Origin of the sequence: Methanofastidiosum sp. (genome assembly GCA_013178285.1) — an archaeon.
In the GTDB taxonomy this organism is placed as follows: Archaea; Methanobacteriota_B; Thermococci; order Methanofastidiosales; family Methanofastidiosaceae; genus Methanofastidiosum.
Map to the genome: position 1 here is coordinate 21,624 of JABLXD010000005.1, position 22,591 is coordinate 44,214.

Annotated in this window: 24 protein-coding genes; 8 read left to right on the plus strand and 16 right to left on the minus strand. The window is 34.9% G+C overall.

The genetic code is table 11. The annotated features are described in order from the left end of the window. Nucleotides 1-2: 2 nt before the first annotated feature. From HPY60_03110 to HPY60_03120, 3 genes are read right to left on the minus strand one after another with little or no spacing between them, the layout of a single operon-like run. A complete protein-coding gene (locus HPY60_03110; protein ID NPV50172.1) occupies nt 3-536 on the minus strand; it encodes a hypothetical protein in 534 nt (177 codons plus the stop codon). Between the two features lie 9 nt (nt 537-545). Continuing rightward, complete coding sequence (locus tag HPY60_03115; GenBank protein NPV50173.1) at nt 546-959, minus strand: acetolactate synthase; 414 nt, start codon at nt 957-959, stop codon at nt 546-548. 8 nt (nt 960-967) lie between these two features. Next, nucleotides 968-2,248 (minus strand): phenylacetate--CoA ligase, encoded by a 1,281-nt coding sequence (locus HPY60_03120; GenBank protein ID NPV50174.1) that lies wholly within the window; start codon nt 2,246-2,248, stop codon nt 968-970. Between the two features lie 132 nt (nt 2,249-2,380). On the opposite strand from HPY60_03120, the gene HPY60_03125 reads away from it, so the two are divergent. The 4 genes from HPY60_03125 to rimI are packed head-to-tail and all read left to right on the plus strand — an operon-like array spanning nt 2,381 to nt 5,738. Next, entirely contained in the window at nt 2,381-2,872 is a 492-nt protein-coding gene (locus HPY60_03125; GenBank protein ID NPV50175.1) for a hypothetical protein, read from the plus strand. After that, nucleotides 2,862-4,919: a minichromosome maintenance protein MCM gene (locus tag HPY60_03130; protein NPV50176.1), complete on the plus strand. Its 2,058-nt coding sequence runs from the start codon at nt 2,862-2,864 to the stop codon at nt 4,917-4,919. Before HPY60_03125 ends, HPY60_03130 begins: the two co-directional genes overlap by 11 nt. A gap of 11 nt (nt 4,920-4,930) precedes the next feature. Next, a complete protein-coding gene (locus HPY60_03135; protein ID NPV50177.1) occupies nt 4,931-5,314 on the plus strand; it encodes a Holliday junction resolvase in 384 nt (127 codons plus the stop codon). Continuing rightward, nucleotides 5,304-5,738 carry a ribosomal protein S18-alanine N-acetyltransferase gene (gene rimI / locus HPY60_03140; GenBank protein NPV50178.1) on the plus strand — a complete coding sequence of 145 codons (435 nt, stop codon included), beginning with the start codon at nt 5,304-5,306 and terminating at the stop codon, nt 5,736-5,738. The genes HPY60_03135 and rimI overlap by 11 nt, the downstream gene beginning before the upstream one ends. Here the strand turns inward: rimI and HPY60_03145 are convergent. Next, on the minus strand, nt 5,735-5,974 hold the full coding sequence (locus HPY60_03145; GenBank protein NPV50179.1) for a hypothetical protein: 240 nt from the start codon (nt 5,972-5,974) through the stop codon (nt 5,735-5,737). The two genes, rimI and HPY60_03145, sit on opposite strands and share 4 nt — an antisense overlap. Before the next feature lie 297 nt (nt 5,975-6,271). Between HPY60_03145 and HPY60_03150 the strand changes: the two genes are divergently transcribed. Beyond that, nucleotides 6,272-7,573, plus strand: a complete 1,302-nt coding sequence (locus HPY60_03150; GenBank protein ID NPV50180.1) for a nucleotide sugar dehydrogenase — start codon at nt 6,272-6,274, stop codon at nt 7,571-7,573. 2 nt (nt 7,574-7,575) lie between these two features. Here the strand turns inward: HPY60_03150 and HPY60_03155 are convergent, their stop codons facing one another. The 7 genes from HPY60_03155 to HPY60_03185 all read right to left on the minus strand — a co-directional run bounded on the left by HPY60_03155 (nt 7,576) and on the right by HPY60_03185 (nt 15,654). Continuing rightward, entirely contained in the window at nt 7,576-8,505 is a 930-nt protein-coding gene (locus tag HPY60_03155) for a Gfo/Idh/MocA family oxidoreductase (protein NPV50181.1), read from the minus strand. Next, a complete protein-coding gene (locus HPY60_03160; GenBank protein ID NPV50182.1) occupies nt 8,502-9,581 on the minus strand; it encodes a DegT/DnrJ/EryC1/StrS family aminotransferase in 1,080 nt (359 codons plus the stop codon). The genes HPY60_03155 and HPY60_03160 overlap by 4 nt, the downstream gene beginning before the upstream one ends. 2 nt (nt 9,582-9,583) lie before the next feature. After that, nucleotides 9,584-10,171, minus strand: a complete 588-nt coding sequence (locus HPY60_03165; protein NPV50183.1) for an N-acetyltransferase — start codon at nt 10,169-10,171, stop codon at nt 9,584-9,586. Nucleotides 10,172-10,213: 42 nt separating this feature from the next. Beyond that, nucleotides 10,214-11,167 (minus strand): UDP-N-acetylglucosamine-1-phosphate transferase, encoded by a 954-nt coding sequence (locus HPY60_03170; GenBank protein NPV50184.1) that lies wholly within the window; start codon nt 11,165-11,167, stop codon nt 10,214-10,216. 11 nt (nt 11,168-11,178) lie between these two features. Then, complete coding sequence (locus HPY60_03175; protein NPV50185.1) at nt 11,179-13,332, minus strand: hypothetical protein; 2,154 nt, start codon at nt 13,330-13,332, stop codon at nt 11,179-11,181. 76 nt (nt 13,333-13,408) lie between these two features. Continuing rightward, entirely contained in the window at nt 13,409-15,067 is a 1,659-nt protein-coding gene (locus tag HPY60_03180) for a PKD domain-containing protein (GenBank protein NPV50186.1), read from the minus strand. A gap of 62 nt (nt 15,068-15,129) precedes the next feature. Next, entirely contained in the window at nt 15,130-15,654 is a 525-nt protein-coding gene (locus tag HPY60_03185) for a transcriptional regulator (protein NPV50187.1), read from the minus strand. Between the two features lie 115 nt (nt 15,655-15,769). Here HPY60_03185 and HPY60_03190 point away from each other — a divergent pair, with 115 nt between their 5' ends. Beyond that, entirely contained in the window at nt 15,770-16,762 is a 993-nt protein-coding gene (locus HPY60_03190; GenBank protein ID NPV50188.1) for an ABC transporter substrate-binding protein, read from the plus strand. 39 nt (nt 16,763-16,801) lie between these two features. Next, the gene (locus tag HPY60_03195) at nt 16,802-17,590 is read left to right on the plus strand and encodes an ABC transporter permease (GenBank protein ID NPV50189.1); all 789 of its coding nucleotides are present in this window, start codon (nt 16,802-16,804) and stop codon (nt 17,588-17,590) included. On the opposite strand, the gene HPY60_03200 is transcribed toward HPY60_03195, so the two are convergent. Then, nucleotides 17,562-18,347 carry an ABC transporter ATP-binding protein gene (locus HPY60_03200; GenBank protein NPV50190.1) on the minus strand — a complete coding sequence of 262 codons (786 nt, stop codon included), beginning with the start codon at nt 18,345-18,347 and terminating at the stop codon, nt 17,562-17,564. The genes HPY60_03195 and HPY60_03200 overlap by 29 nt on opposite strands. Nucleotides 18,348-18,421: 74 nt before the next feature. On the opposite strand from HPY60_03200, the gene mobB reads away from it, so the two are divergent. Then, nucleotides 18,422-18,895 carry a molybdopterin-guanine dinucleotide biosynthesis protein B gene (mobB, locus tag HPY60_03205; GenBank protein ID NPV50191.1) on the plus strand — a complete coding sequence of 158 codons (474 nt, stop codon included), beginning with the start codon at nt 18,422-18,424 and terminating at the stop codon, nt 18,893-18,895. On the opposite strand, the gene HPY60_03210 is transcribed toward mobB, so the two are convergent. The 4 genes from HPY60_03210 to HPY60_03225 form a co-directional block, all read right to left on the minus strand. Further along, the gene (locus tag HPY60_03210) at nt 18,890-19,210 is read right to left on the minus strand and encodes a LysR family transcriptional regulator (protein NPV50192.1); all 321 of its coding nucleotides are present in this window, start codon (nt 19,208-19,210) and stop codon (nt 18,890-18,892) included. The two genes, mobB and HPY60_03210, sit on opposite strands and share 6 nt — an antisense overlap. Before the next feature lie 191 nt (nt 19,211-19,401). Next, nucleotides 19,402-20,073 (minus strand): queuosine precursor transporter, encoded by a 672-nt coding sequence (locus HPY60_03215; protein NPV50193.1) that lies wholly within the window; start codon nt 20,071-20,073, stop codon nt 19,402-19,404. 21 nt (nt 20,074-20,094) lie between these two features. After that, on the minus strand, nt 20,095-20,703 hold the full coding sequence (locus HPY60_03220) for a hypothetical protein (GenBank protein NPV50194.1): 609 nt from the start codon (nt 20,701-20,703) through the stop codon (nt 20,095-20,097). Between the two features lie 80 nt (nt 20,704-20,783). Continuing rightward, nucleotides 20,784-22,430: a nitrate reductase gene (locus HPY60_03225; protein ID NPV50195.1), complete on the minus strand. Its 1,647-nt coding sequence runs from the start codon at nt 22,428-22,430 to the stop codon at nt 20,784-20,786. Nucleotides 22,431-22,591: the final 161 nt, after the last annotated feature.

Consider the following 22,591-nt stretch of genomic DNA (forward strand, 5'->3'; position numbering starts at 1 on the left):
AATTAACGGTCAAAGTAAATATTCTTACTTGAGACTGAAAGAGGTATCCCCATTGCTACATCGCCATCAATAAGGCCCATTTCAACTGCTGTGGCTCCAATTGAATACATTATCCTGTTATCAAGATTTAATATTTGTGCGGTCTTTGATGCGCTTCCAAGTGCTATTCCAAGATCTACTAATGCAAAAGCACATATCGGTGCAAAATAATCATTTATTTTTTTCTTTTCAGGTATAGTGGTACATTCATAACCACACATTCCACAATTTAGACCGAGAGGCGGTTTTGCTTTTGCACTGATAAGCATTACTGCATCAGATTCCAATGTGTTCTTTGAATCTCTTAGGAAAAATTTTAAGCCTTTTTTTTCTCCGTATTCTTTCATTTTTTCAACTAATTCTTTGTGTTCTTTACTGCCTTTGTATATTGTTTTAGTTATTATGTCGTCTACACCTTTTCCTTTTGGCGCAGTTATTGCTGCAATTTCGATAAGACCGGCAGCTGCTTTTATACTTTCATTTATCTCAACTGTCATGTTTACACCTTAAATATTCTCAAGTATGCTTACTCCTTTTGATTTCAAAACTTCTATTGACTTCTTTAGATCGCTTACCTTTAAGATTAATATTGCTTTCATTTCTATTTTAGTTATAAATGCATAGGCATATTCGATATTGATTGAAGCGTCACTTAATAGAGAAGCTATTAAGCCCATAGATCCAGGTTTATCTTCCATTAGAACCCCTAATACTTCTCCTTTCCTAAAAGACATCCCAGCTTCTTTCAAAAGCGTAGTTGCTTTTTCATTATTATCTGTTATCATTCTTACTAATCCAAATTCTCCTGCCTCAACTAGCTGTAATGCCCTTATATCGATACCATTCTTCCCAATGATATTACATAGTTCGGCAAGTCTTCCAGGCCTATTGTCAATAAATACACTTATTTGTTCTACCATTTCAACACCTACATATCTTTTCTTAAATCAATTACTCTTTTTGCTTTTCCTTCAGGTCTTGGTATCTGGCCAGGTTCAACTAGTTCAACATCTACGCTTAAACTTAACATTTCAAAGAGACGTTTTTTAATTTCTTTTTCAAGTGTTATAAGTTCTGAAATACTATCGGAGAAGATTTCATTTGTAACTTCAACTTTAATCATGAGCTTATCTAAAATATCTCTGTCAACTATTATCTGGTAATGGTCACCAACACCTTTTAGTTCCATTAATACTTCTTCTATTTGACTTGGGAACACGTTGACGCCTCTAACAATTAGCATATCATCGCTTCTTCCAGTAATTCTGCCGATCCTTGGATGCATTAGTCCACAAGCGCATTCTTCCCATGTTGTCCAGGACAGATCTTTTGTTCTGTACCTTAATACTGGCATTGCTTCTCTTTGTAAAGTTGTGAATACTAACTCTCCTTTTCCCTCTCCATCCACATCTGTCTTATTGCCTTCTTTATCGATTGTTTCTACGATAAAGTGGTCAGACCATGTATGAAGTCCATTATGTTCAGAACATTCGATTCCAACTCCCGGCCCACATAATTCAGTGAGCCCATATATATCAAATGCTTCAAGACCTAGCCCTTTTTCTATTCTCTTTCTCATGTTTTCCGACCAAGGTTCTGCGCCGAATACCCCTCTCTTTAAAGAGAGTTCATCAATCTTCATGTCATTACTTTTAATGACCTCAGAAAGCATCAAAGCATATGAGGGAGTACATGCAAGCGTAGTTGTTTTCATATCCTTTAATATCTTAATCTGCCTCATTGTATTTCCACTGCTAGTAGGTATTACTGCCGCGCCCAATCTCTCCGCACCATAATGGAGACCTAATCCGCCAGTAAATAATCCATATCCATAGCTAACTTGCACTAGATCTTTATGTGTTGCACCTACTGTTTCAAGGCACCTCTTATTTAATTCAGCCCATAGCTCAATATCTCTTTTCGTGTAGGGTACAACTGTTGGGATTCCAGTCGTGCCTGAAGAAGAGTGGAACCTAACTACATTATCAAGTGACGTAGCTATTAATCCATATGGGTAATGGTGTCGCAAATCTGTTTTTGAAAGAAAAGGAAGTTTATGTATATCATCTAATCCCTTGATATCCTCAGGTTTTACCCCTGCCTCTTTCATTTTTTGTTTATAGTAAGGGAGATTATCCCATGAATATTTAACATTTTTAACAAGGAGTTTTCCTTGGGATTTCCTTATTTCTTCGATCTTTTTTTGCATTTAATCACTCCAAGAAAATTATAACTGAACAAAACCTATTAATTTGAGTATATATTTTTATCGTTAATATTTTGACTTATTCTACTCTATAAAAGGTTTTATAAAAGATAAGTAAGATGAATTTAAGAGAATATGTCAGATTCAAATATGCTCCCTTTTAAAGCTAAAAAGACATTTAGACTTTTTAATAAAACATTTGAAGAAGGAAGGGAGTACGAACTCCACTTTTTGGAAGTTGAAACACTAATAAATGAAGAATTAGCAGATATAATGCCCCTTAACTCAGTAGAATATAGAAAAATGTTTAAGGAAGAAAAAGAGTCTGAAAAAATGTTAGAGTTAAAAGAGAACTTTTTCCATTTTGCTAGACTTTCCCAAAAATACCTTAAAGTAAAGAGCAATCTATCTGATGCAGATAAAAAAATCTATAACGACAGTGCTAGTGCACTAAGAAACTTCCTACGATTAAGGGCAGAAAAAATTTTAAAATCGCTATTAATTGAAAATGAAAAAATTGAAGTTCATGAAGATGAGTTAATTTTTATTTCATTAATCGGTGAGGAGATATCAAAGTGGATTCAATTTAGAGAGAGCATAATAAAGGGAGACAGATATGAAGCTTAACAAAGATGAAGTTGTAGATAGATTCAAAGAGTTTTACGAAGCTTATCCCGATGTAAGTGAACCCAAGTATAAAAAACTAATAGACAAAATGAAGATTGAAGGAAAGAGTTCCCTTTATATTGATTTTGATGATATTATTGATTTTGATTTTGATCTTTCTGAACAACTTTTGAATGAACCAGAACAGATTTTAGCTAGTCCCAGCGAAGCTTTAAAGGAGGTCTACGGTGCGGAGACTGATAAAAGACTCACAGCACGATTTGTTAATTTACCACCGACAGAGAAAGTTGACATAAGGGATATTAGGGCAGTACATATAAATAAATTAATCCAAGTAGAGGGCGTTGTAAGAAGAACTTCAGAAGTAAAACCTGAAGTTATTGAAGCTGTTTTTAGTTGTGAGAGGTGTGGGGAATATCTCACAGTGATGCAGGATTCACCCACTTTCAAGACTCCAGTAACTTGTTCAAATCCCGCTTGCGGCAGAAATGGCCCTTTCAAATTGGTGAAAGCATTTTCGAAGTTTGTTGATTGGCAAAACATAAAGATACAAGAGAAACCTGAGAAATTAAAAGGGGGTCGCTTGCCTTGGATTATGGATTGTATAATCAAAGATGATATAGTAGATACAGCCCAAGCAGGAAATGTGGTAAACGTAGTTGGAATTTTAAAAACAGTTCAGGAAAGTTCAGCAAAAGGTGGAGGCAAGAGAACTACCTTCAGCAAGTCTATAGAAGTAAACAGTATCGAAATCAAAGAAAAAGATATTCAAGATTTGGAATTGTCAGAAGAAGATGAAGAGAAGATACTAGAGCTAGCTTCTGATCCTAAAATATGTGAAAATATAACAAATTCGATTGCCCCATCAATTTTTGGGAATCAGCATGTTAAATATGCTGTTGCATTACAACTTTTCTCAAGTGAAGCAAGATTATTACATGATGGAACACGTATAAGAGGAGATTCGCATATACTCCTTGTTGGTGACCCTGGAGTCGCTAAGTCGCAAATTCTAAAATATATCAATCTTGTTGCACCAAGGTCAATCTATACAAGTGGTAAGGGAACTTCAGCTGCGGGTCTAACAGCTGCTGTGATAAGAGATGAAACCTCAGGGACATTTGCCCTTGAAGCTGGGGCTCTTGTTATTGCAGATAATGGTATTGCATGCATAGATGAGATCGATAAGATGTCAAATGAAGACCGTTCCTCAATCCACGAAGCGATGGAACAGCAGACCATTTCAATTGCTAAAGCAGGTATTATCGCAACTTTAAATGCTAGGGCATCAATACTTGCAGCAGCAAATCCAAAGAGGGGTAGATTCGATAGTTACAAGCCACTTGGAGAGCAAATAGATCTTTTGCCCACCCTTCTTTCAAGATTTGACTTGATTTTCATATTAACAGATAAACCAAAAGAAAGTGAGGATAAGAAAATTGCAGAACATATATTAAAACTCCATTCAAATGAAAAAGAATCCATAATTCCCATATTAGAAACTGAAGATATAAGAAAATATGCCATCTATTCTAAAAAAACAATTAAGGAAATTACTTTAACTGAAGAAGCAAAAAACAAGCTTTTGGAATTTTATGTTAGTATAAGAAAGAAAGGTGAAGAAAAAAATACACCTATCCCTATTACAGCAAGACAGCTTGAATCATTGATAAGATTATCAGAGGCAAGAGCAAGAATGAGGCTATCTGATAAAGTTATGGTCGAAGATGTAGAGGATATTATTCAACTATATATGAAATCTATTGAGGAGATAGGTAAAGACCCAGAAACTGGCGAAATAGATATAGATATGATAATGACTGGGAGACCAAAATCTCAGAGAGATAAAATTACTGTCATAATGGATATTATTTCTAATTTAGACAAGAAAAATAATAATGAGGGCGCACTTATAAGTGAAGTATATGAAGAAGCACGAACAGAAAATATCAGTGATTCATTTACCCGTAAAATAATTGACGAGTTAAAACAGAAAGGAGACGTTTATGAGCCAAGGCCCGATAGGTTAAAATTGACCCTTCTATAGGTGATAAACTAATGTACAATAGAGGTAGGAATTCAGAAGTAACATTGGTAAAAAAATTATGGGATAATGGATATGCTGCACTTAGAATGCCGGGCTCTGGTAGAGGGCAACTGTATCCTCATCCAGATATTATTGCCGGTAACGGTAAAAAATATCTTGGAATTGAAGTAAAAATAAGGGCCGAGGAAAAATGTTATTTCAAAGATGAAGACATTGAAAAACTAAAAGAGTTCTGCAATAGATTTGGAGCAATTCCTTATTTTGCAGTAAGGTTTGTTAGACGATGGAGATTTTTTGAAGTAGAAGATTTAGAAAAAACACCTAGCGGATATAGGGCCTCTTTTGAGAAAGGTAAAGAATTCTCTGACGTAATAGGGGAAGTAAATGATCGTTAGGAATGTAATGGCAGATGACATATATAGAGTTATAGAGTTAGAATACCAAAATTTTGAGTATCCCTATCCGCCTGAGATAGTCAACTTTCTTTTTGAATCTTATAGAGATACATTTTTGGTAGTAGAAAAAGACAAAGAAGTTATTGGATTTGTGATAGGCATAGTTCAAAAAAAAGAGGGCCATATATTAGTTATTGCAATAAGAGATGATTTCAAAAGAAAAGGCATTGGAACTTTTCTTATGAAGAAACTAATTGATATCTACAAAAAAAAAGGCATTACTCGATTAAAACTTGAAGTTAGGGTCAGTAATATTGCTGCAATATCTATGTACAAAAATCTTGGATTTAAGATTACTAACAGACTAAAACATTACTATGAAAACGGAGAAGACGGATTACTTCTAAGAAGAGAAATGCCTTAAGTTTCTTTTTCTTTGCCAACATACTTAATCTTTTTAAGTGGCCCTTCATAGTAAATTTCGATTTCTTTTTCAAGATACTCGTAAAGATATCTCTCTACAGTACTCCTTGGTATCCTAGTTTCATTTACAAGTTCTTGAATAAAATAATCTTTACCAGATTTAGTTCTTTCTTTAAGAAGATTTCTAATATAATCAATTCTCTCATTTCTTAACTCAAATTGTTTTCTCCAACCCACATTTATCACCATCGATTACATATATTGAACGATTAATCTTTAGTTATTAGTATTTAGTTACTCTTACTATATAAAGTTTTCGGTAATTAAAATTAATAATTGAGCTTTAATATAGTATTTTGTTGGATAAACAAATTAAACTTAATGAATAACATTAGAATTATAATTAAAATAATATTGATAAACAATAGAAAAAATCAAATACTATTTTTTAAATTTCTACAGAGAGGCCTTAACAAAATAACCAGATTCCAAAAGATTTATTTAGTGTTTGTATATCTGTTTTTCGAGGGTAATATGTTTAAGAATATCGTTATTATTGGGACCGGATATGTTGGAATCCCTGTTGCTGCTATGTTTGCAGATAAAGGTTTCAATGTTGTGGGAATTAACAGAACAAAAGATAAAGTTGATCTAATTAACAAGGGATTATGCCCTATAGAAGGAGATGAACCAAATCTACCTGAACTCATAGAAAAAGTAGTTAAGAGTAAGAATCTTGTGGCAACAACTGATTATTCTGCATGTAAGAGTGCTGATGCAATTTTAATCTGTGTTGAAACGCCATTTGATTCTGATAAGTGGGAACCGCGATATGACTCATTAAAATCTGCTTTAACGAGTGTCGCTGAAAACTTATCTAAAGGCTGTTTAGTTATTGTGGAGTCTACAATAGCCCCTACAACTATGGAAACTTTGGTAAAGCCAATCTTAGAAAACGTTTCTAAGATGAAGGCAGGTAAGGACTTTTTACTTGGTAATTGTCCAGAGCGCGTAATGCCTGGGAAGCTTCTTTATAATATTGAAAATCTTGATAGAGTCTGCGGAGGTATAAATGAGGAAACTAGTAAAAAAATGCTTGAACTTTATTCTCATATTGTCAAAGGAGAGTTATATCCGACAGATTGTATAACTGCAGAAGTTGTTAAAACGGCTGAAAATGCTTATAGAGATGTTGAGATAGCTTTTGCTAATGAAGTTGCATTGATATGTGAAAAACTTGGAATTAATGTTTATGAAGTCAGAGAACTAGTAAACAAAGCACCATACAGAAACATGCATTTGCCAGGAGCGGGAGTTGGTGGGCACTGTCTCCCAAAAGACTCTTTATTACTTTCTTATGGAGTAAAAGGCATACTTACTCCTGAACTAATGATACTTGCAAGAAATCTAAATAAGAAAATGCCTGTTCACACTGCAGGTCTTTTACTTGAAACTTTTAAAGAAAAAGGGATGGACGTAAAAGGTAAAAAAATTACTGTATGTGGTTTTGCCTACCTAGAAAATTCTGATGATACGAGAAACACACCTTCATTAGATGTAATAAATACGCTAAAGAATAAAGGTGCCGTTGTTGAAGTTCACGATCCTTTTGTCAAAAGTTTTGAAAATCTTGAAATAAAAAAAGACATTTATGGCAGCATAAAAGATTCAGATGCCCTTGTATTCGTGACTGCCCATTCAGAATATAAAAATCTAGATCTTAATAAAATTAAGCAATTGATGAAAACTCCAATAATTATAGATGGAAGAAATATCTTCGATAAAGAAGAAATGACAAGAAAAGGATTCCTTTACAGAGGAGTCGGAAAAGGATAAAATTATATTTTTATTATTTTATTATCCATATAAGACTCAATTGCAGATATAGCTACTTCAAGTGCGTGGAGACCTTCCTCTCCTGAAACTGGAGGTTCTGTATTCTTTTTAAGATAATTAATAAAACAATCTAGTTCTAATGCCAAGGGCTCTTTTCTTTCAATTTTGGCATCTTTTTCCCATTCTTTGTCGTATAGGGTAAGTTTTTGTTCAATATAATCAACTTCGGCAATGCCTTTATCCGCCACGACAGTTAGACTTCTTACTTTGTGAGGAGTATGCCAGTTAGTATCAATTAAGCCTGTGCAAGTATTTCCAAAAGTCATGAGTATTGTTGCAAAGTCTTCAAAAGGATGTATTCTTTTGCCACCAGTTGCGTATACTGTTTTTACTTTTTCTTCTAATAAAAAAGACATTATATCAATATCATGGACACCTAGATCAACGATTATTCCCACATCTCTTATCCTGGGATTATATGGGCCAACCCTCTTTGATGACATTGTGACAACTTTGCCCAAAGTGTCATTTTTTATTAGTTCTTTTAATTTTTGGATAGCAGGATTAAATCTTTCGATGTGCCCAACTGAAAGTTTGACACCTTCTTTCTTAGCCCTGTCAATTATTTCTCTGCCATTTTCTATAGTATCTGCAATGGGTTTTTCAACTAAAATATCAACTCCATTTTCTATAAGAGCGTCACATACAGTCTTATGGAGTTTTGTTGGAACGGCTACAACTGCCGCATCTATACCTTCTTTAATAAGCTCTTTATAATCTAAGAATCCTTTTGTTTTATATGTAGAGGATAATTCAGAAACTCTTTTTTTATCTATATCAGATATACCAACTAGTTCAACGTCCATTGAGGCAAGATTTCTAATATGATGCCCTCCCATCACCCCTGCTCCAATGACGCCAATCTTAATCATTTGAATCCCTCAAAGAATGAAACAATATATTCAAGCTCTTCTTTTTTTAATAACGGATGAACTGGAATAGAAACAACTTCTTCTGAAGCTTTCTCTGTTTCTTTTAATTTGTCTTTATACCCAAGTTCAATATACAAGGGCTGTTTATGCAAGGGCATTGGATAATAAATACCATAGCCTATTCCTGCTTTTTCAAGACCTTGAATTACTTCTTCTCTTCTGTGATCTTTTATCCTTAATGTGTACTGGTGGAAGACGTGTTCTTTGTTGGGGGCAGTTTTTGGACATTCTAGATACCCTAATTTGGATAATTTTTTAGAGAAAAATTCAGCATTTTTTCTTCTTGTTTTATTAAACTCATCAAGTTTATTAAGTTGACAAATACCAATTGCTGCACAAATATCGGTCATTCTAAAGTTATATCCCAATGTATCATAATAGTACCTTTTCTCTTGCCCATGATTTCTAATTTTTTTAGCTTTTTCATATAGCGATTTACTATTTGTTGTAATCATTCCACCTTCTGAAGTTGTCATGTTTTTTGTTGGATAAAAAGAAAAACATCCAGTTCCAAATGAGCCAACTTTTTTCCCATCAAACTTTGCACCATGGGCTTGTGCTGCATCTTCTATTAATAATAGGTCATTATCCTCGCATATTTCATTTATTGCTTTTATATCTGCTGATTGCCCATATAAATGAACAGGCATTATTGCTTTAGTTTTTTTAGTTATTTTTTCTTCAATTAAATTTGGATCAAGATTAAATGAACTTGAATTGATATCAACGAAAACTGGTTTTGCTCCAGTGAAAAGAACAGAGTTTGCTGTAGCAACAAATGTGAATGATGGGGTGATTACCTCATGACCTTTTCCTATGTCATTTGAAAGGAGTGCTACATGTAGCGCTGTTGTGCCATTAGAAGTAGAAATTGCATATTCTGTTCCAATATAATCTGCAAATTGTTTTTCAAAATCTTCAACTTTTTTTGATTGGGCGATATTTCCCGTCATTAATACAGATCTGACAGCATCAATTTCTTCTTCAGTAATAGATGGTTTTGCAATTGGTATCATTTTTATTCCTCTAATAGCTCATAGTCTTCTTTATTAATATTAAATGTATTCTTGCATACAGTGCATTCCATTAAAACTTTATCCTTTTCTTGCCCAATTTTAACTGCTTTCCTACCACATTTGCAAACGAATCCTTTAAGTTTTGCAGGATTTCCAAAGACAAGCCCATAAGCGGGAACATTCTTTGTAACTACGGCTCCTGAACCGACCATAGCGTATTCTCCGATAATAATTCCACAGATAATTGTTGCATTAGCCCCAATTGAGGCCCCTCGTTTAACAAGAGTATTTACAAGCTCCCAATCACTATTAAAGGCTCTTGGGTACAAGTCATTAGTAAAAGTCATATGGGGGCCTAAAAATACATCGTCTTCGACTTCAACACCGTGGTAAACAGAAACGCCATTTTGGACCTTGACATTGTTCCCAATTTTTACATCAAAATCAATATAGACGCATTTGCTGATGATACAATTCTCGCCTATCTTTGCACCTTCCCTAATCTGTGACTGGTGCCAAACTTTAGTATTTTTACCGATGAGCGCACCTTTAGAGATTTCTGCAGTTTCATGGACAAAGTAATCTGACATAGAAAAATATGTACAAAAAAGGAATTTAAAATTATCTGAAGATTACTTTGGCAAGATATAGATTATTCCAGCTATACCTGAAATAATAGAGAAAAGGTAACATAAAAGTATGGCTTTTTTTTCTGTCATAGGGAAATAGTAAGGTAGGAACCATTTAACGGTAAGATTATTAGGTACATGAAGTATTCCATTTTCATCTACTTTCCCAAATTTAATGTGGGGGTATCCTCTAATTTTCCAGTAGACAAACATTAAGAAGTTTATAATATGGGGAATTAAGATTATTACTCCAAATATTTCCATGTTTTGAAATATAATAAATCCGCCAAGCGCTGCACCTATCATAAGAGTTCCAACATTTCCTAAAAATATTCTTGAGGGGTATTTATTGAAATACATAAATGCTATCATGGAACCAAGTATCGGGGCCACATAAATAAGTCCAGTGTAATCATATTTGATAAATGACGCTAATGCAGAAAATGCCAAAAGTATTGTCGTTAATCCGCCAGAAACTCCATTAAATCCTGAATGCATATTAACTAAGTTAGAAACTACCATGACATAAAGGGGGGCAATTATATAAGAAAAGAGAATTCCAAGTTCTATTTCAATAAATATGAGGGATAAACTAGTATCAAGATTTAAGAGTGCTATCGGAAATGCTAGAAAGAATGGTGCCACGAGCTTAATTTTTCTACCAACATTTACAAGGTCGTCAACCAACCCAAAAATGGCACATATAAAGATGACAAAGTAAAATATCAAAAGTTTTTCAACCATAGGGAAAATGAGCTGAATTATAATCAAGGAGGATAGAACTCCCATTAGTATTGGCAATCCTCCCATTGTAGGGATAAAAGTTTCCTTAATTTTATAATAATCTTTTACTACATGACCTTCTTCAATGAATTTTTCAATGAATCTAGGTATTAAAAAGAAAGTTATTAAAAAACTAATAGTTATTGAGATAAAAAAAGTTAGATATGTTTGCATGTTGTCCGCCATCATCTAAGTATTTTGTAAATTTTTACATATCCATTGTCATACACAAGATTATAGTTTTGAAGGCCACTTTCGTATACGATGAGTCTTGAAAATAAAGTATCTTTTATTGTATCTGGCATCATGATAGCGTTTTGTGGAGTTATGTAAATTATCTGGGATATTGACTGGAAGTTATACTTAACATTCTCATATACAAAATTTTCACCATTTGGATTCTCAACTACAAAGTTTGGAACTCCGTAACGCTGATTATTCTGTTCTATGTAACAGTAAGTATTTGTATCGTCTGTCACAAGGAAAAGCCTAGTTGCTCCGCTTTCATATACATAAGTAGTTGCATTGTTCAATTTTGATGTTCCTTTGAAGTAGAAATAGGCCGTTCTAAATGTATCTCTGCCAATTACACTATTGAGTACGCTAGTTTTAACTAAAAGACTTTGATCTACAAGAACGTAGTTCATCCTAAAGTTATTGCCTGTTGTTCTATATGCTTCATTTTCCATGGCAACTATTTTCTGGATACCTGTGGAATCGGTAGCTCCAAGGAACTCACCAAAACCAGTAATCCAAGGCCCCATACCACTTCTCATACCATCTGATATTGTTCTCCTTACAGCAACTGTTTGTATCCAATATCCATAATCCCACCAGTTGCACACTACTTCTTCCTGGGGAGTATTTTCCTTTAACCAAAGTAGTGCTGAAAGCCATCTGTCTTCAAGATGGGGGGATTGTGAGGTTCTATAGGGTATTGAACCCCCATATCTATCATCCAGAGGATTGTAAAGAGATATGGAACTGAAGACTATAAGGAGTATAATTGTAATTGAAAGTGCACTGTTTTTAGAAAATTTATTTGTTAAAAATTCATAAACTGCTAAAAAGCCGTATGCTGCGATTATAGCAAAAGTAATACCGCCAAAAAATGCGTTTCTTAGCATCTGATAAGACATAAAAGTGTTAAATACAAAAGCAGACAAAAGAAATAGAGTCGGCTTGGCATTTTCATTATTGATTATCTGATATATTCCATATATTGATCCGATTATTGCCATTATTGGGAATAAATAGAATTTATCTAGGAAGTCAGAGAAAGTACTTGCTTGGCCCTGACCGGATATTCCACTGATATCAATGCTTCTAAACAAATATCCTAGTACATTGTAATTTAGTACAAACTGGGCTATAGCAATAAGTACGGCAGATAGAACTGCCATGAATACAAGGTAGTATTTTCTATCTTTAGCAAAGTAACTTGATAAATTAATTATTGACGCAAATCCTAATCCCAATAAAGCAAGATAAATTCTAAGAGACTCTAATTTGTAAGGAGGTATCAAAAAATTGGCGTATAGCAAGGAAATAAGACATGCCCCCACTAATACCCACATTCCAATATCCTTTAGTATTTTATCCATTAATTCAATATTTTTCTCTTTTTTAGATCCCTTAATAAAAGGTTTAAAGAGCACATAAGTTGCAACGATTAAAGGAACAAAGAAGAAGTTACCAAATGTGTTTGCATATAGTATCAAGACCACAAGTGATAGAACTCCGTAGATTAGGATTTTATTTCTTTCCTTTTCTTTTATAATGAAAATTGCTATCAGCATGAAAAGTATAAAGAAAAATGAACCTAGAGTGTCCTTCCAAAGCCCGCCCCCGGCTGTTCTGTAGATAAATGCGGGCATTATTGCAAGGAAAAATGAAGATATCAATGCCACATACTTGTTGTTCCATGCTTTGAACACAACAAAATATGTTAAAATTGAACCTATGATTCCAATAAATATAGGAAGGTACATATGTACTTGTAAGAGGTCAGCACCAGTAACTTTTGAAATAATTGACGTTAAAATAGGCAGGCCTTGTAAATCTTCAGCTATAAGTGACCTAGTAACTGTTGGTGACATAGGGTCTATTTTTGGTAGTCCGTCCGAAAGATAATACGCTGCCTCTCTTAAGAAGAAATATGGGTCATATCCCAAAAGCCTTTCAAATCTTAAAGGCCATGATCTCATGAAATATCCAATGACAGCAGATAGTAAAAGACCAATAATTACAATATAATTATCAAAACTATTAATTCCCTTAAAAGAAACTTTTTCTTTATTAATCGTTTTTTTAGCCTTTTTACCTTTAACTTTAGCCATAGCAATCTCCTTATTCATCAGCAGAAAAATAATTTAAATAATTAACTGAAAAAAAAGAATATAAAAATAAAAAATATTAATTCTTTCGTTTTCTGTAATAATAGTACACTAATGCTGCTGCACCTAAGACTCCAGGAACTTCAAATCCAGGAACTCCTTTTATTGGAGATGTTGCCTCTTGTTCGACAGTGACATATATTACGTCCCTATCAGTTTCACCATTGTTGTCTGTTACTATTAAAGTTACTTTGTAAACGCCCGGTGTTGCGTATGAGTGAAGTGGCTCTTTTTCATCTGAATCTCTGTCATCACCAAAGTCCCAAGAGTATTTTGTGATTGTTCCATCGGGATCTGATGACCCAGATGCGTCAAAGTGAACTGCTTCGCCAACTTTTACTTTTACGTCATTGCCAGCAACTGCTTTTGGAGGTTTGTTTGTTGTGGCTGGTGGTGTTGGAGTAGTTGAATCTTCTGTGATTATTGCAGTGGCTGTATCTGTATCTGTTGCACCACTGTTATCGGTGACTGTGAGAGAAACTGTATATGTGCCTGGAGAAGAGTAAACGTGACTTACTACTGAGCCTAGAGAACTTTCGCCATCGCCAAAGTCCCAAGAGTATTTTGTGATATTTCCATCAGAATCAGAGGATCCAGAACCATTGAAACTTAAAGGTTGGCCTACTTTAGAAGTCTTATTTGAGCCTGCATTTGCTTGAGGAGGATTATTCGAAGGTGTCGGTGTCGGGGATGCGGCAACAGTTAGGGTTTCAGTCCGCTCATTATTTGATTCATTTTCTTCATCTATTGATCCTCCAGGATCTAGCTTAGCTTTTACCGTTGTTGACCCTTCCGGCAGTGTTGGTGATGTCAAAGTAAATGTGCCTGTAGCTCCGGCCGGCATACTTGTAGAAACTGTACCGTTATATTTGGTAACTCCATTAAACCAAACCTGAACTCCGAGAGTACCGCTGAAATTGGCAGAACCGATATTTGCAATCTTAAGGATTACTCTATCAGAACTGTTCTGTGTAATATCGGTTATAGTCAAATCAGGCTTTGCTATTGGGGAGGGTCCGGTAACTTGGTAAGTAACAACTAATACTGGCCTTTTGCCCGCAGGCGCTGATTCAACAGAATAAAATTGTGCTTTATCACTAGAACTTGTTGCTTTAAGCATAAAGCCATAGTTTCCGCTGAAAGTTCCACTTACATATCTCTCAACAAAATATTTTACATTCAATACGTGTTTGTCTCCATCGTGACTGTCCCAAGAAACTGATGTAGTGCTCATTGGCCCAACAGCCGAACTGTATTCTCCACCAGGATTGCTCCAATTTGAAGTAGCACTTCTTTTTATCCATGTTGTCGTTGAGCAATCAGGAGCACCATTAACAATCCAATAGGCCCCAACAGTTGCAGCTCCCGTTCCAGCTTCCATTCTATGGAAATAAAGTGTTAGATCCGCTTTAGTAATTGTTGCACCTGAAGGTATACTACTTAGATCAAAACGTATGATACCTCTAGCTTCTTTTGAATCGGAAGTAGACTTCCCTACCCAGATATCACTGTAAGTACAATAGTTCGTAGTTGGATTTCTTTCACTTATTGTTGTATCAAATATCGGATTCAATGTAACTGTTTCAATAACTGCAAACCCAAAGACTGAAGGCAGAGCTATTCCAATTAATAGTATTCCAATAAATATTGTCGAAAATAACTTTGTTTTATTTTTCATAATTTCACCTATATTGCCCCAATACTATTAGAAAAAATAAATATTTAAACCTTATTATAAATCTAAGATTTTAACTTCTTTGCTGCAGTTTTTAAAGCAACTAAAATACTTTTTTGGGGCATTATTGTGACTACAGGTATTGTAACTACCTTTTCAACGATTGAACTTACTATTGGGGCACATACCAAGGCGCTAGCCCCATCCCTTTCTGCCCTTATGGATTGGATAAAAACTTCTTCAATATTTGTGGCGGAATATTCTTTTATCAAATATTTATTGTCGCTGTCTGCAACATAACTTTCATCCAACATATTTAAAACTGGTCTTGATGCAATTAATGCTATAAATTTATTATTTTTCTCTTCTCCTCCCTTTAACACTTCATAGATCTTCCTTATTGTTTTAAGATTGGGTTCCCTATCCCCAGAAAAGATTTTATATATAGTTGGGAGAGGAATATCTGAAATTTCTGAAAATTTTTTAATACTGCCAAAACTTTTAACTAAAAGGGACTCCAACTCAACTTTAAATCTGTCATTAGGAAAAAATATAATTTCTTTCAATCTCTCTGCTTCTTTATACCCCACCTTACCACCTTAATGTATATTTATGTAACTTATATTTATACTTTTGGGTAAAATTTTTATACTATAATAGAAAAACTTATAAATTACTATAATCAAAAAAAATTGGGTGAATTAAATGAAAAAAATATTTGCGATAATAGCTTCTATTCTAGTTGCTTCAACACTCCTTCTCGGGTGTGTTGGGCAGGGTACCGACAATACTAAAAAAATGACTGAGCTTAGAATCGGATATCAGCCAAGTACTCACCAGATTGCTGAAATGGTTGCCATGGAAAAAGGATGGTGGCAAAATGACCTCAAGAAGTACGGAATTGAAAAAGTAACGGATTATGAATTCCCATCTGGCCCACCTGAGATGCAAGCCATGCTAGGCGGACAGATTGATATAGCATATGTTGGTGCTACACCTCCAATACCTGCAATTGATCAAGGCTTAGATGCCAAAATAGTTGCTGCTGCCCAGACTCAAGGTTCAGATATCGTTGTATGGCCAGAAAGTAACTATACAGGACCATCATTTTTAATTGGAAAAAAGATAGGCACATTTCCTCCCGGCTCAATACAAGATATGGTACTAAAGAAATGGCTACAAGACAATGGGATAGATATATCCAAAGTTGACATAAAAGCCATGGGGCCCGGGGATGCATCTATTGCATTAACTGCAAAACAAGTTGATGCAGTATTCTTACCTCATCCTTCCCCCGCAGTACTAGAGATTGAAGGTAACGGGAAAAGCGTAGTGAAATCTGGAGAAATGTGGCCGGGTCATGCATGCTGTGTACTTTTAGTGAGCGGGAAACTAATCAGAGAAAATCCAGAGCTTGTAAAAGAGATAATAAACATTCATGTCAAAGCTACAGAATATATAGAAGAGAATCCAGAAGAGGCCGCTGAAATTGCTTCAAGAAAACTTGGACTAAGCAAAGAAACAATCCTATACTCTATGGAAAACTCTGACACAACATATATCCATAATCCAAATGATATTATAGTCTATATGGAAGCATATGCAAAAGAGCACTATGACTTGGGATACACAAAAAAACTTCTTACTGCAAAAGATCTTATTGATACAAAGCTATACGACGAAACCGTTAAAAAATAAAGGATAAATATTTAAATTAATTTTTTATTTTTTGTTCAAATGAAAGGGTACAACTATATTCTAGAAAAGTACAAACTTTATACAGTAATTTCTTTAGGCATAGCATTTGCATTGTGGGAGTTTATAGCTGTTTTTATAGTTAATAATCCTTTTTTATTGCCGAGTTTCAGTGAAACTGTTACTTCTTTGTATAATTTAGTAATCAGCATGGAGATCTTTACTGACTTAGTAATAAGCCTTTATCACTTTGCTATAGGTATGTTTTTTGGTATTGTATTGGGCATTCCACTTGGAATGTTGATGGGCTGGTTCAAAAAAGTTGACAATTTTATGGATCCTCTAATCGAATTAGTAAGGCCAATACCCCCTCTAGCTTGGATACCTTTTGCAATAGTCTGGTTTGGACTTACGCATCAGTCTGCAGGATTTATTGTTTTTATTGGTACTTTTTTCCCAATACTAACAAATACATATTCTGGATTTAGCAGCGTACCAAAAACTCTTGTTGAAGCTGCCATGGTTTTGGGGTGCACGAAGAACAAGGATTTATTAAAATCCGTTGGTCTGCCTTCATCGTTTCCAGATATCGCAGTAGGCCTTAGAGTTGCTATGGGCATAGGGTGGATGTGTCTTGTTGCAGCAGAACTTTTTGGAGTCAGCAAAGAAGGTCTTGGGTATAAAATCTGGTGGTACTACTACCTCCACAGAATGGATAATGTGCTTTCATATATGATAGCTTTAGGATTAATCGGGCTTGGAATAAACTGGGGATTTAGATATATAGTAGAGAAGAAGCTTCTCAAGTGGATGGAAGGGACTGTATATTAATTTCTTCCATTAATTCATCCAAAATCTCTTTTCTTAACATAACAAATTCTATATTAGTTCTCTTTCTCCTTCTAGAAAGCGGGATCTTAAATTCTTTTTTAATCTTTGCAGGCCTTTTAGTTAAAACTAATACCCTGTCACCAAGATAAACAGCTTCATCCACATTATGGGTAACGAAGATAATTGTCTTTTTTGTTTCGGTCCATATTCTCAATAATTCATCTTGGAGGATATTTCTTGTTTGCGCATCTAATGCACCAAAAGGTTCGTCCATTAACAAAACATCAGGATCGTTTACCAACGCTCTTGCTATAGCAACTCTTTGCTTCATTCCCCCGGATAGCTGGTGGGGGTAGCTATCCTCATACCCACTTAATCCAACCATTGAAATGAATTTTTTTGATAATTTTTCTCTCTCTTCGGGGGGCAGACCTTTATACTCAAGTCCAAATTCAACGTTTTTCTGAACAGTTCTCCAAGGAAAAAGTGCAAATTCCTGAAAAACCATCCCTTTCTTTGAGGATGTAGATTCAACTTTTTTCCCATCTAGTAATACTTCGCCTTTATCTGCATACTGCAGACCGGCTATAATCCTTAAAATAGTAGTTTTCCCACACCCTGAAGACCCAACTATGCAAAGAAACTCTCCGTCGTTTACTTTAAAGCTAACATTGTCAACTACAGGTAGAGGTTTTCCATCTTCAGACTTAGAAAAGCTCTTTGAAATATTATTTACCTCAACCTTAATCTTTTCCATAATCATTTTCATATAATACCACTTTTAAATTTTCCCATGATTTAATTTATAAATAAAAATACATCCAGATATCTATGAAAATAGTTGGGGTTTATGGTTTTAAGAAGTCTGGAAAAACAACAGTTGTAACTTCAATCATCAATGCCCTAGTAAAAAAAGGTTACTCTGTTTCCTCAGCGAAAAGCATCCATATAGAGGATTTCTCTCTAGAAAGGGAAGGAACGGACACATTCAAACATCACGCTTCCGGTGCGGAGAGGGTCGGCTTAGTTTATCCAAAAGGTAAGGCAATATTATATTATGATCAAAGTGATGAAGAACTTCTAAATAATTTTGAATCAGACTACCTTATTCTTGAAGGATTTAGAGAGTATAAATGCCCAAAAATCCTCTGTGCCAGAGATGAAGAAGACCTTATTAATGATTTAAGGGATGAAGTTTTTTGTATATCTGGAATAATCTCAAATGAGATATCCGAATACAAGGGGATGCCAGTAATTAACTATCAACAAGTTGGTAAAATAATAGAAATAATTGAGAAGCTATAACTTCTCAATGCATTTTTCAAGAGTCTCTTTTGTTTTAAGGTATTCCAATAGAATCTTTTCTCCAAAAGGGGTCAATTCTGAATGGCCGCCACCTTTTCCCCCTCTTGTTTTAGAGATGATTTCCTGGCCAGAACTTTTTTCAATCGATCTTATTTTTCTCCAAGCATGGGCATACGAAATATTGTAAAAGTTTGCTGCTTCAGAGATGGATTTTAACTCTTTTATTTTAAGCAAAAGATCTGCAGTGCCTTTTCCCAAGATATATCTCTTTTCTTTGTCTTCAAGCCACATCTTAAATTTTGGTACATGTTCCATAGTATCAATCACATGAAGATTACATAAGCTATAGCCATAAATGCAATTATAATTATTGCAAGAATTATACTATCTCTATTACTAAGCTTTGGTTTTGGTACGCCATCAATATCTTTATCAATCTCTTCTTCCATAATATTACCATTCTTATTTGAAACTAAAAGTATATAAATTAAATGGTTAGTCGTGGTTTAATATTTATTGTAAATGAATTTTACAAAATATAAAAAGGGCGTGTCAAAAATGGCGATTATCCATTTTACAATATACTGACCTACAACTAATGACAGGAGAATTTCCAAGGAAGTTGTTCCATAAAACGCTATTGTTATGAAAATAATGGTATCAACAAGCTGGCTTACCATTGTTCCTGTATTGTTCCGAAGCCACAAGTGTTTTGGATACTTATTTTTGAAAAACATGAAGATTTTAACATCAAGATTCTGTGATACAATATAAGCAATCATAGAGCCTAAAACAATTCTTGGAACTATTCCAAAAATTGATTCAAAAGCGGATTGCCCTCCCCAAAATGGGGCCCCTTGCCATTGAACTGCAACCCAGATTGAAATTACCAATACAACGTTAGATATAAATCCGATAAATACTGCTTTAATCGCTTCTTTTTCAGAGTATAATTCAGAAAGGAAATCAGTAAGTAAAAAAGTAGTAGAATACACTAAGACTGCAGCAGGAACTGTGAATGGCCCAAATACAACTATTTTAGACGCTATTATGTTAGCTATAACAGTAAAGCTTGCAAACATGCCGATTATATATTCCACCCCATACCTCTTTGCAATCACTGCGGAAAGAGATCCAATTCCTAGTGTCAAAATCATCCATACAATAACTTCAATCATTGTGAGGCCTTCTATTGTTTTTCATTTGGAATCATAATTTTTATTTAGGAATCCGTAGGGGAGTAAGAACGGTACATTTTTAGTATAATCGATATATCTTTGTCCAAATAAGGCAATCATTGCTTTTTCTTCTTCTTTTGACATATATATAACAAAAGCAGTGATCAAGACTGCAAATTCAAGATACAAAAGGTAGGGGCTTGAAATTATAAATCCCCATACAGCCAAAAGCCATGAAAAATATAGCGGATGCCTACAAATTGAATATGCGCCACTGTAGAAAAACACTTTAGGAGTATCTAATATACCAAAATACTGTGGCAATCTGTCTGCTTTAGATATTTGAAGCGTAACGTAGGAAGAAAACCACATTGCAATAAGTGGTGGAACAATTCCTATTAAGCCCTTGATTGGGGTGAAGAGCTCAGGAGTTGTTTTTCTGTATAAAAATACGAGGTACAAGGTGAGACCAAGAAATAATAGAGACACGGGTATCCTTACCAGGGTATAAGAGGAAAGACTCAACTTAAATTTTGAGGTAAATATTTTCTTAAAAGAATCTTTTGAAGTGGCAGAATGCCATACACTAAAAATTAGGAAAACAGATAATACTAACAGGTATTCAATCATAAAATCACATCAGAATTTATTACAACTTAATTAAAAGGTTTTCTTAGAAAATTAAAAGAAAATTAAAAATTAAAATATATTTATTTTGGTATTGCGCCAAAGAACTTGGTGTACCATGCTTCATATAGAAGGTAGTAAAGTATCAAGGATACGAATAGCCCTATGAACCATGTCCACATTCCGGCCGCTGGAACTACTAAAGGTAATCCCATTGAGATTACTATTCCAACGAACATTGAAACAGCACCGACCATGTTAACACCGTGAATCTTAGCGTACCCAAGATATACTGCACCTAACACACCAATTATCAAAACTCCTGTTGTAATCCATGAGGGCCATCCTGTCCCAAGTACTAGTCCCCTAGTTGAGAAGAACAAAATCAAAGCTGCACAGATCAACAAGATTACAGTCATAGCAGGATTTGCAGTCTTCTTGAAATCGTAGTATCCATCTTTCTTATATATGTCATCTAGCTTAATGGTCTGCTTTCTAACAAGCCAGAAGTCAGCGACTACCACACCTGCAACTGGTCCAAGGAATGCTCCGTATCCCAATAACCATGTCCAAATGTATGCATTTGGATCTGCCAAGAATCTCCAAGGCTGCATTAGTATACCTATTAAACTTATGATAATTGTTGTTACTTCCCAGTTTAACTTCTTTGGGTATACGTGCATTACATCATTTATTGGAGCGACCATGTTAGCAGCAATATTTGTTGTAAGTGTTGCTAAGATGACGAATATCAATCCAACGTAGATGAAGAATACACTTCCAGTTTTGATCATTAGAGCAACTGGATCCCAGATTGCAGCACCGTATATAACAACAGTAGCTGATGTAACTGCTACCCCTATGAAGGAGTATAAGGTCATTGTTGTTGGCATTCCAAGTGTCTGGCCTATATATTGAACCTTCTGATTCTTAGCGAACCTAGTCAAATCCGATATATTAATAGCCAAAGTTGCCCAGTATGCCACCATTGCTGTCAAGAAAGCTGGCCAAATTGCAAACGAAGCTGTTGTTGGCTGACTTAAAATTGGTCCCCATCCGCCTGCCTTTGAGTATCCCCACCAGAGTAATCCTAGTCCAATAAGGAGTAATACTGGCGCCGCTAAATCGTTTAGCCATTTTACACCAGGTGCAGATTTTCCAGGTGAAGAGTAGTAACAAATTGCAACTGTCATTATCCAAGATATAAAGAAGGATATGACTGTGTGCGCATTCAAGTTAAAAAAGGGAATAGTTCCTGCCATCCCACCGTATCCAGCTGGACTTAATTCAACTAGGATACCGTCAATTGCAAAGGCCATGATCATTGTCTGGATTCCAAACCATCCAATGGCCACAATAGCCCTCAGCAAAGCAGGGATATTGGCCCCGTAAATACCAAATGCACTTCTCAAAAAAACAGGAAACGGTATACCGTACTTTGCTCCGGCGAAGGAGTTTAGAACCATTGGAATCAATACAATAATTTGACCTAGAGCTATAGTACCGACAACGATTGCCCAGTTGAATCCAGCATCAACCATACTTGCACCCAACATCCATGTTGGAACACATACGGACATTCCTACCCATATAGCAATGTACTCGTAGTATCCCCATGTCCTTTTTGCAAAAGGCACAGGTGCCAAGTCTTTGTTGTAAAACTGAGAATCAGGCATTGCTTCAGTAAGTTCGAACCTACCGTCCATTTCTTTAACAATAGACTTTGCCATCTTTTTACCTCCATTTTTTGCCGAACTTATTGTCGACGTATTAATATGTATTCCGATATTTAAAAACGTTTTGGTAGATTAATAGCCTAAATAAGATTTTATTGGATAAGTGGGTAATATTTTAGTCAATAATCGAAAAAATTTCCAAATTGTGATTAAAA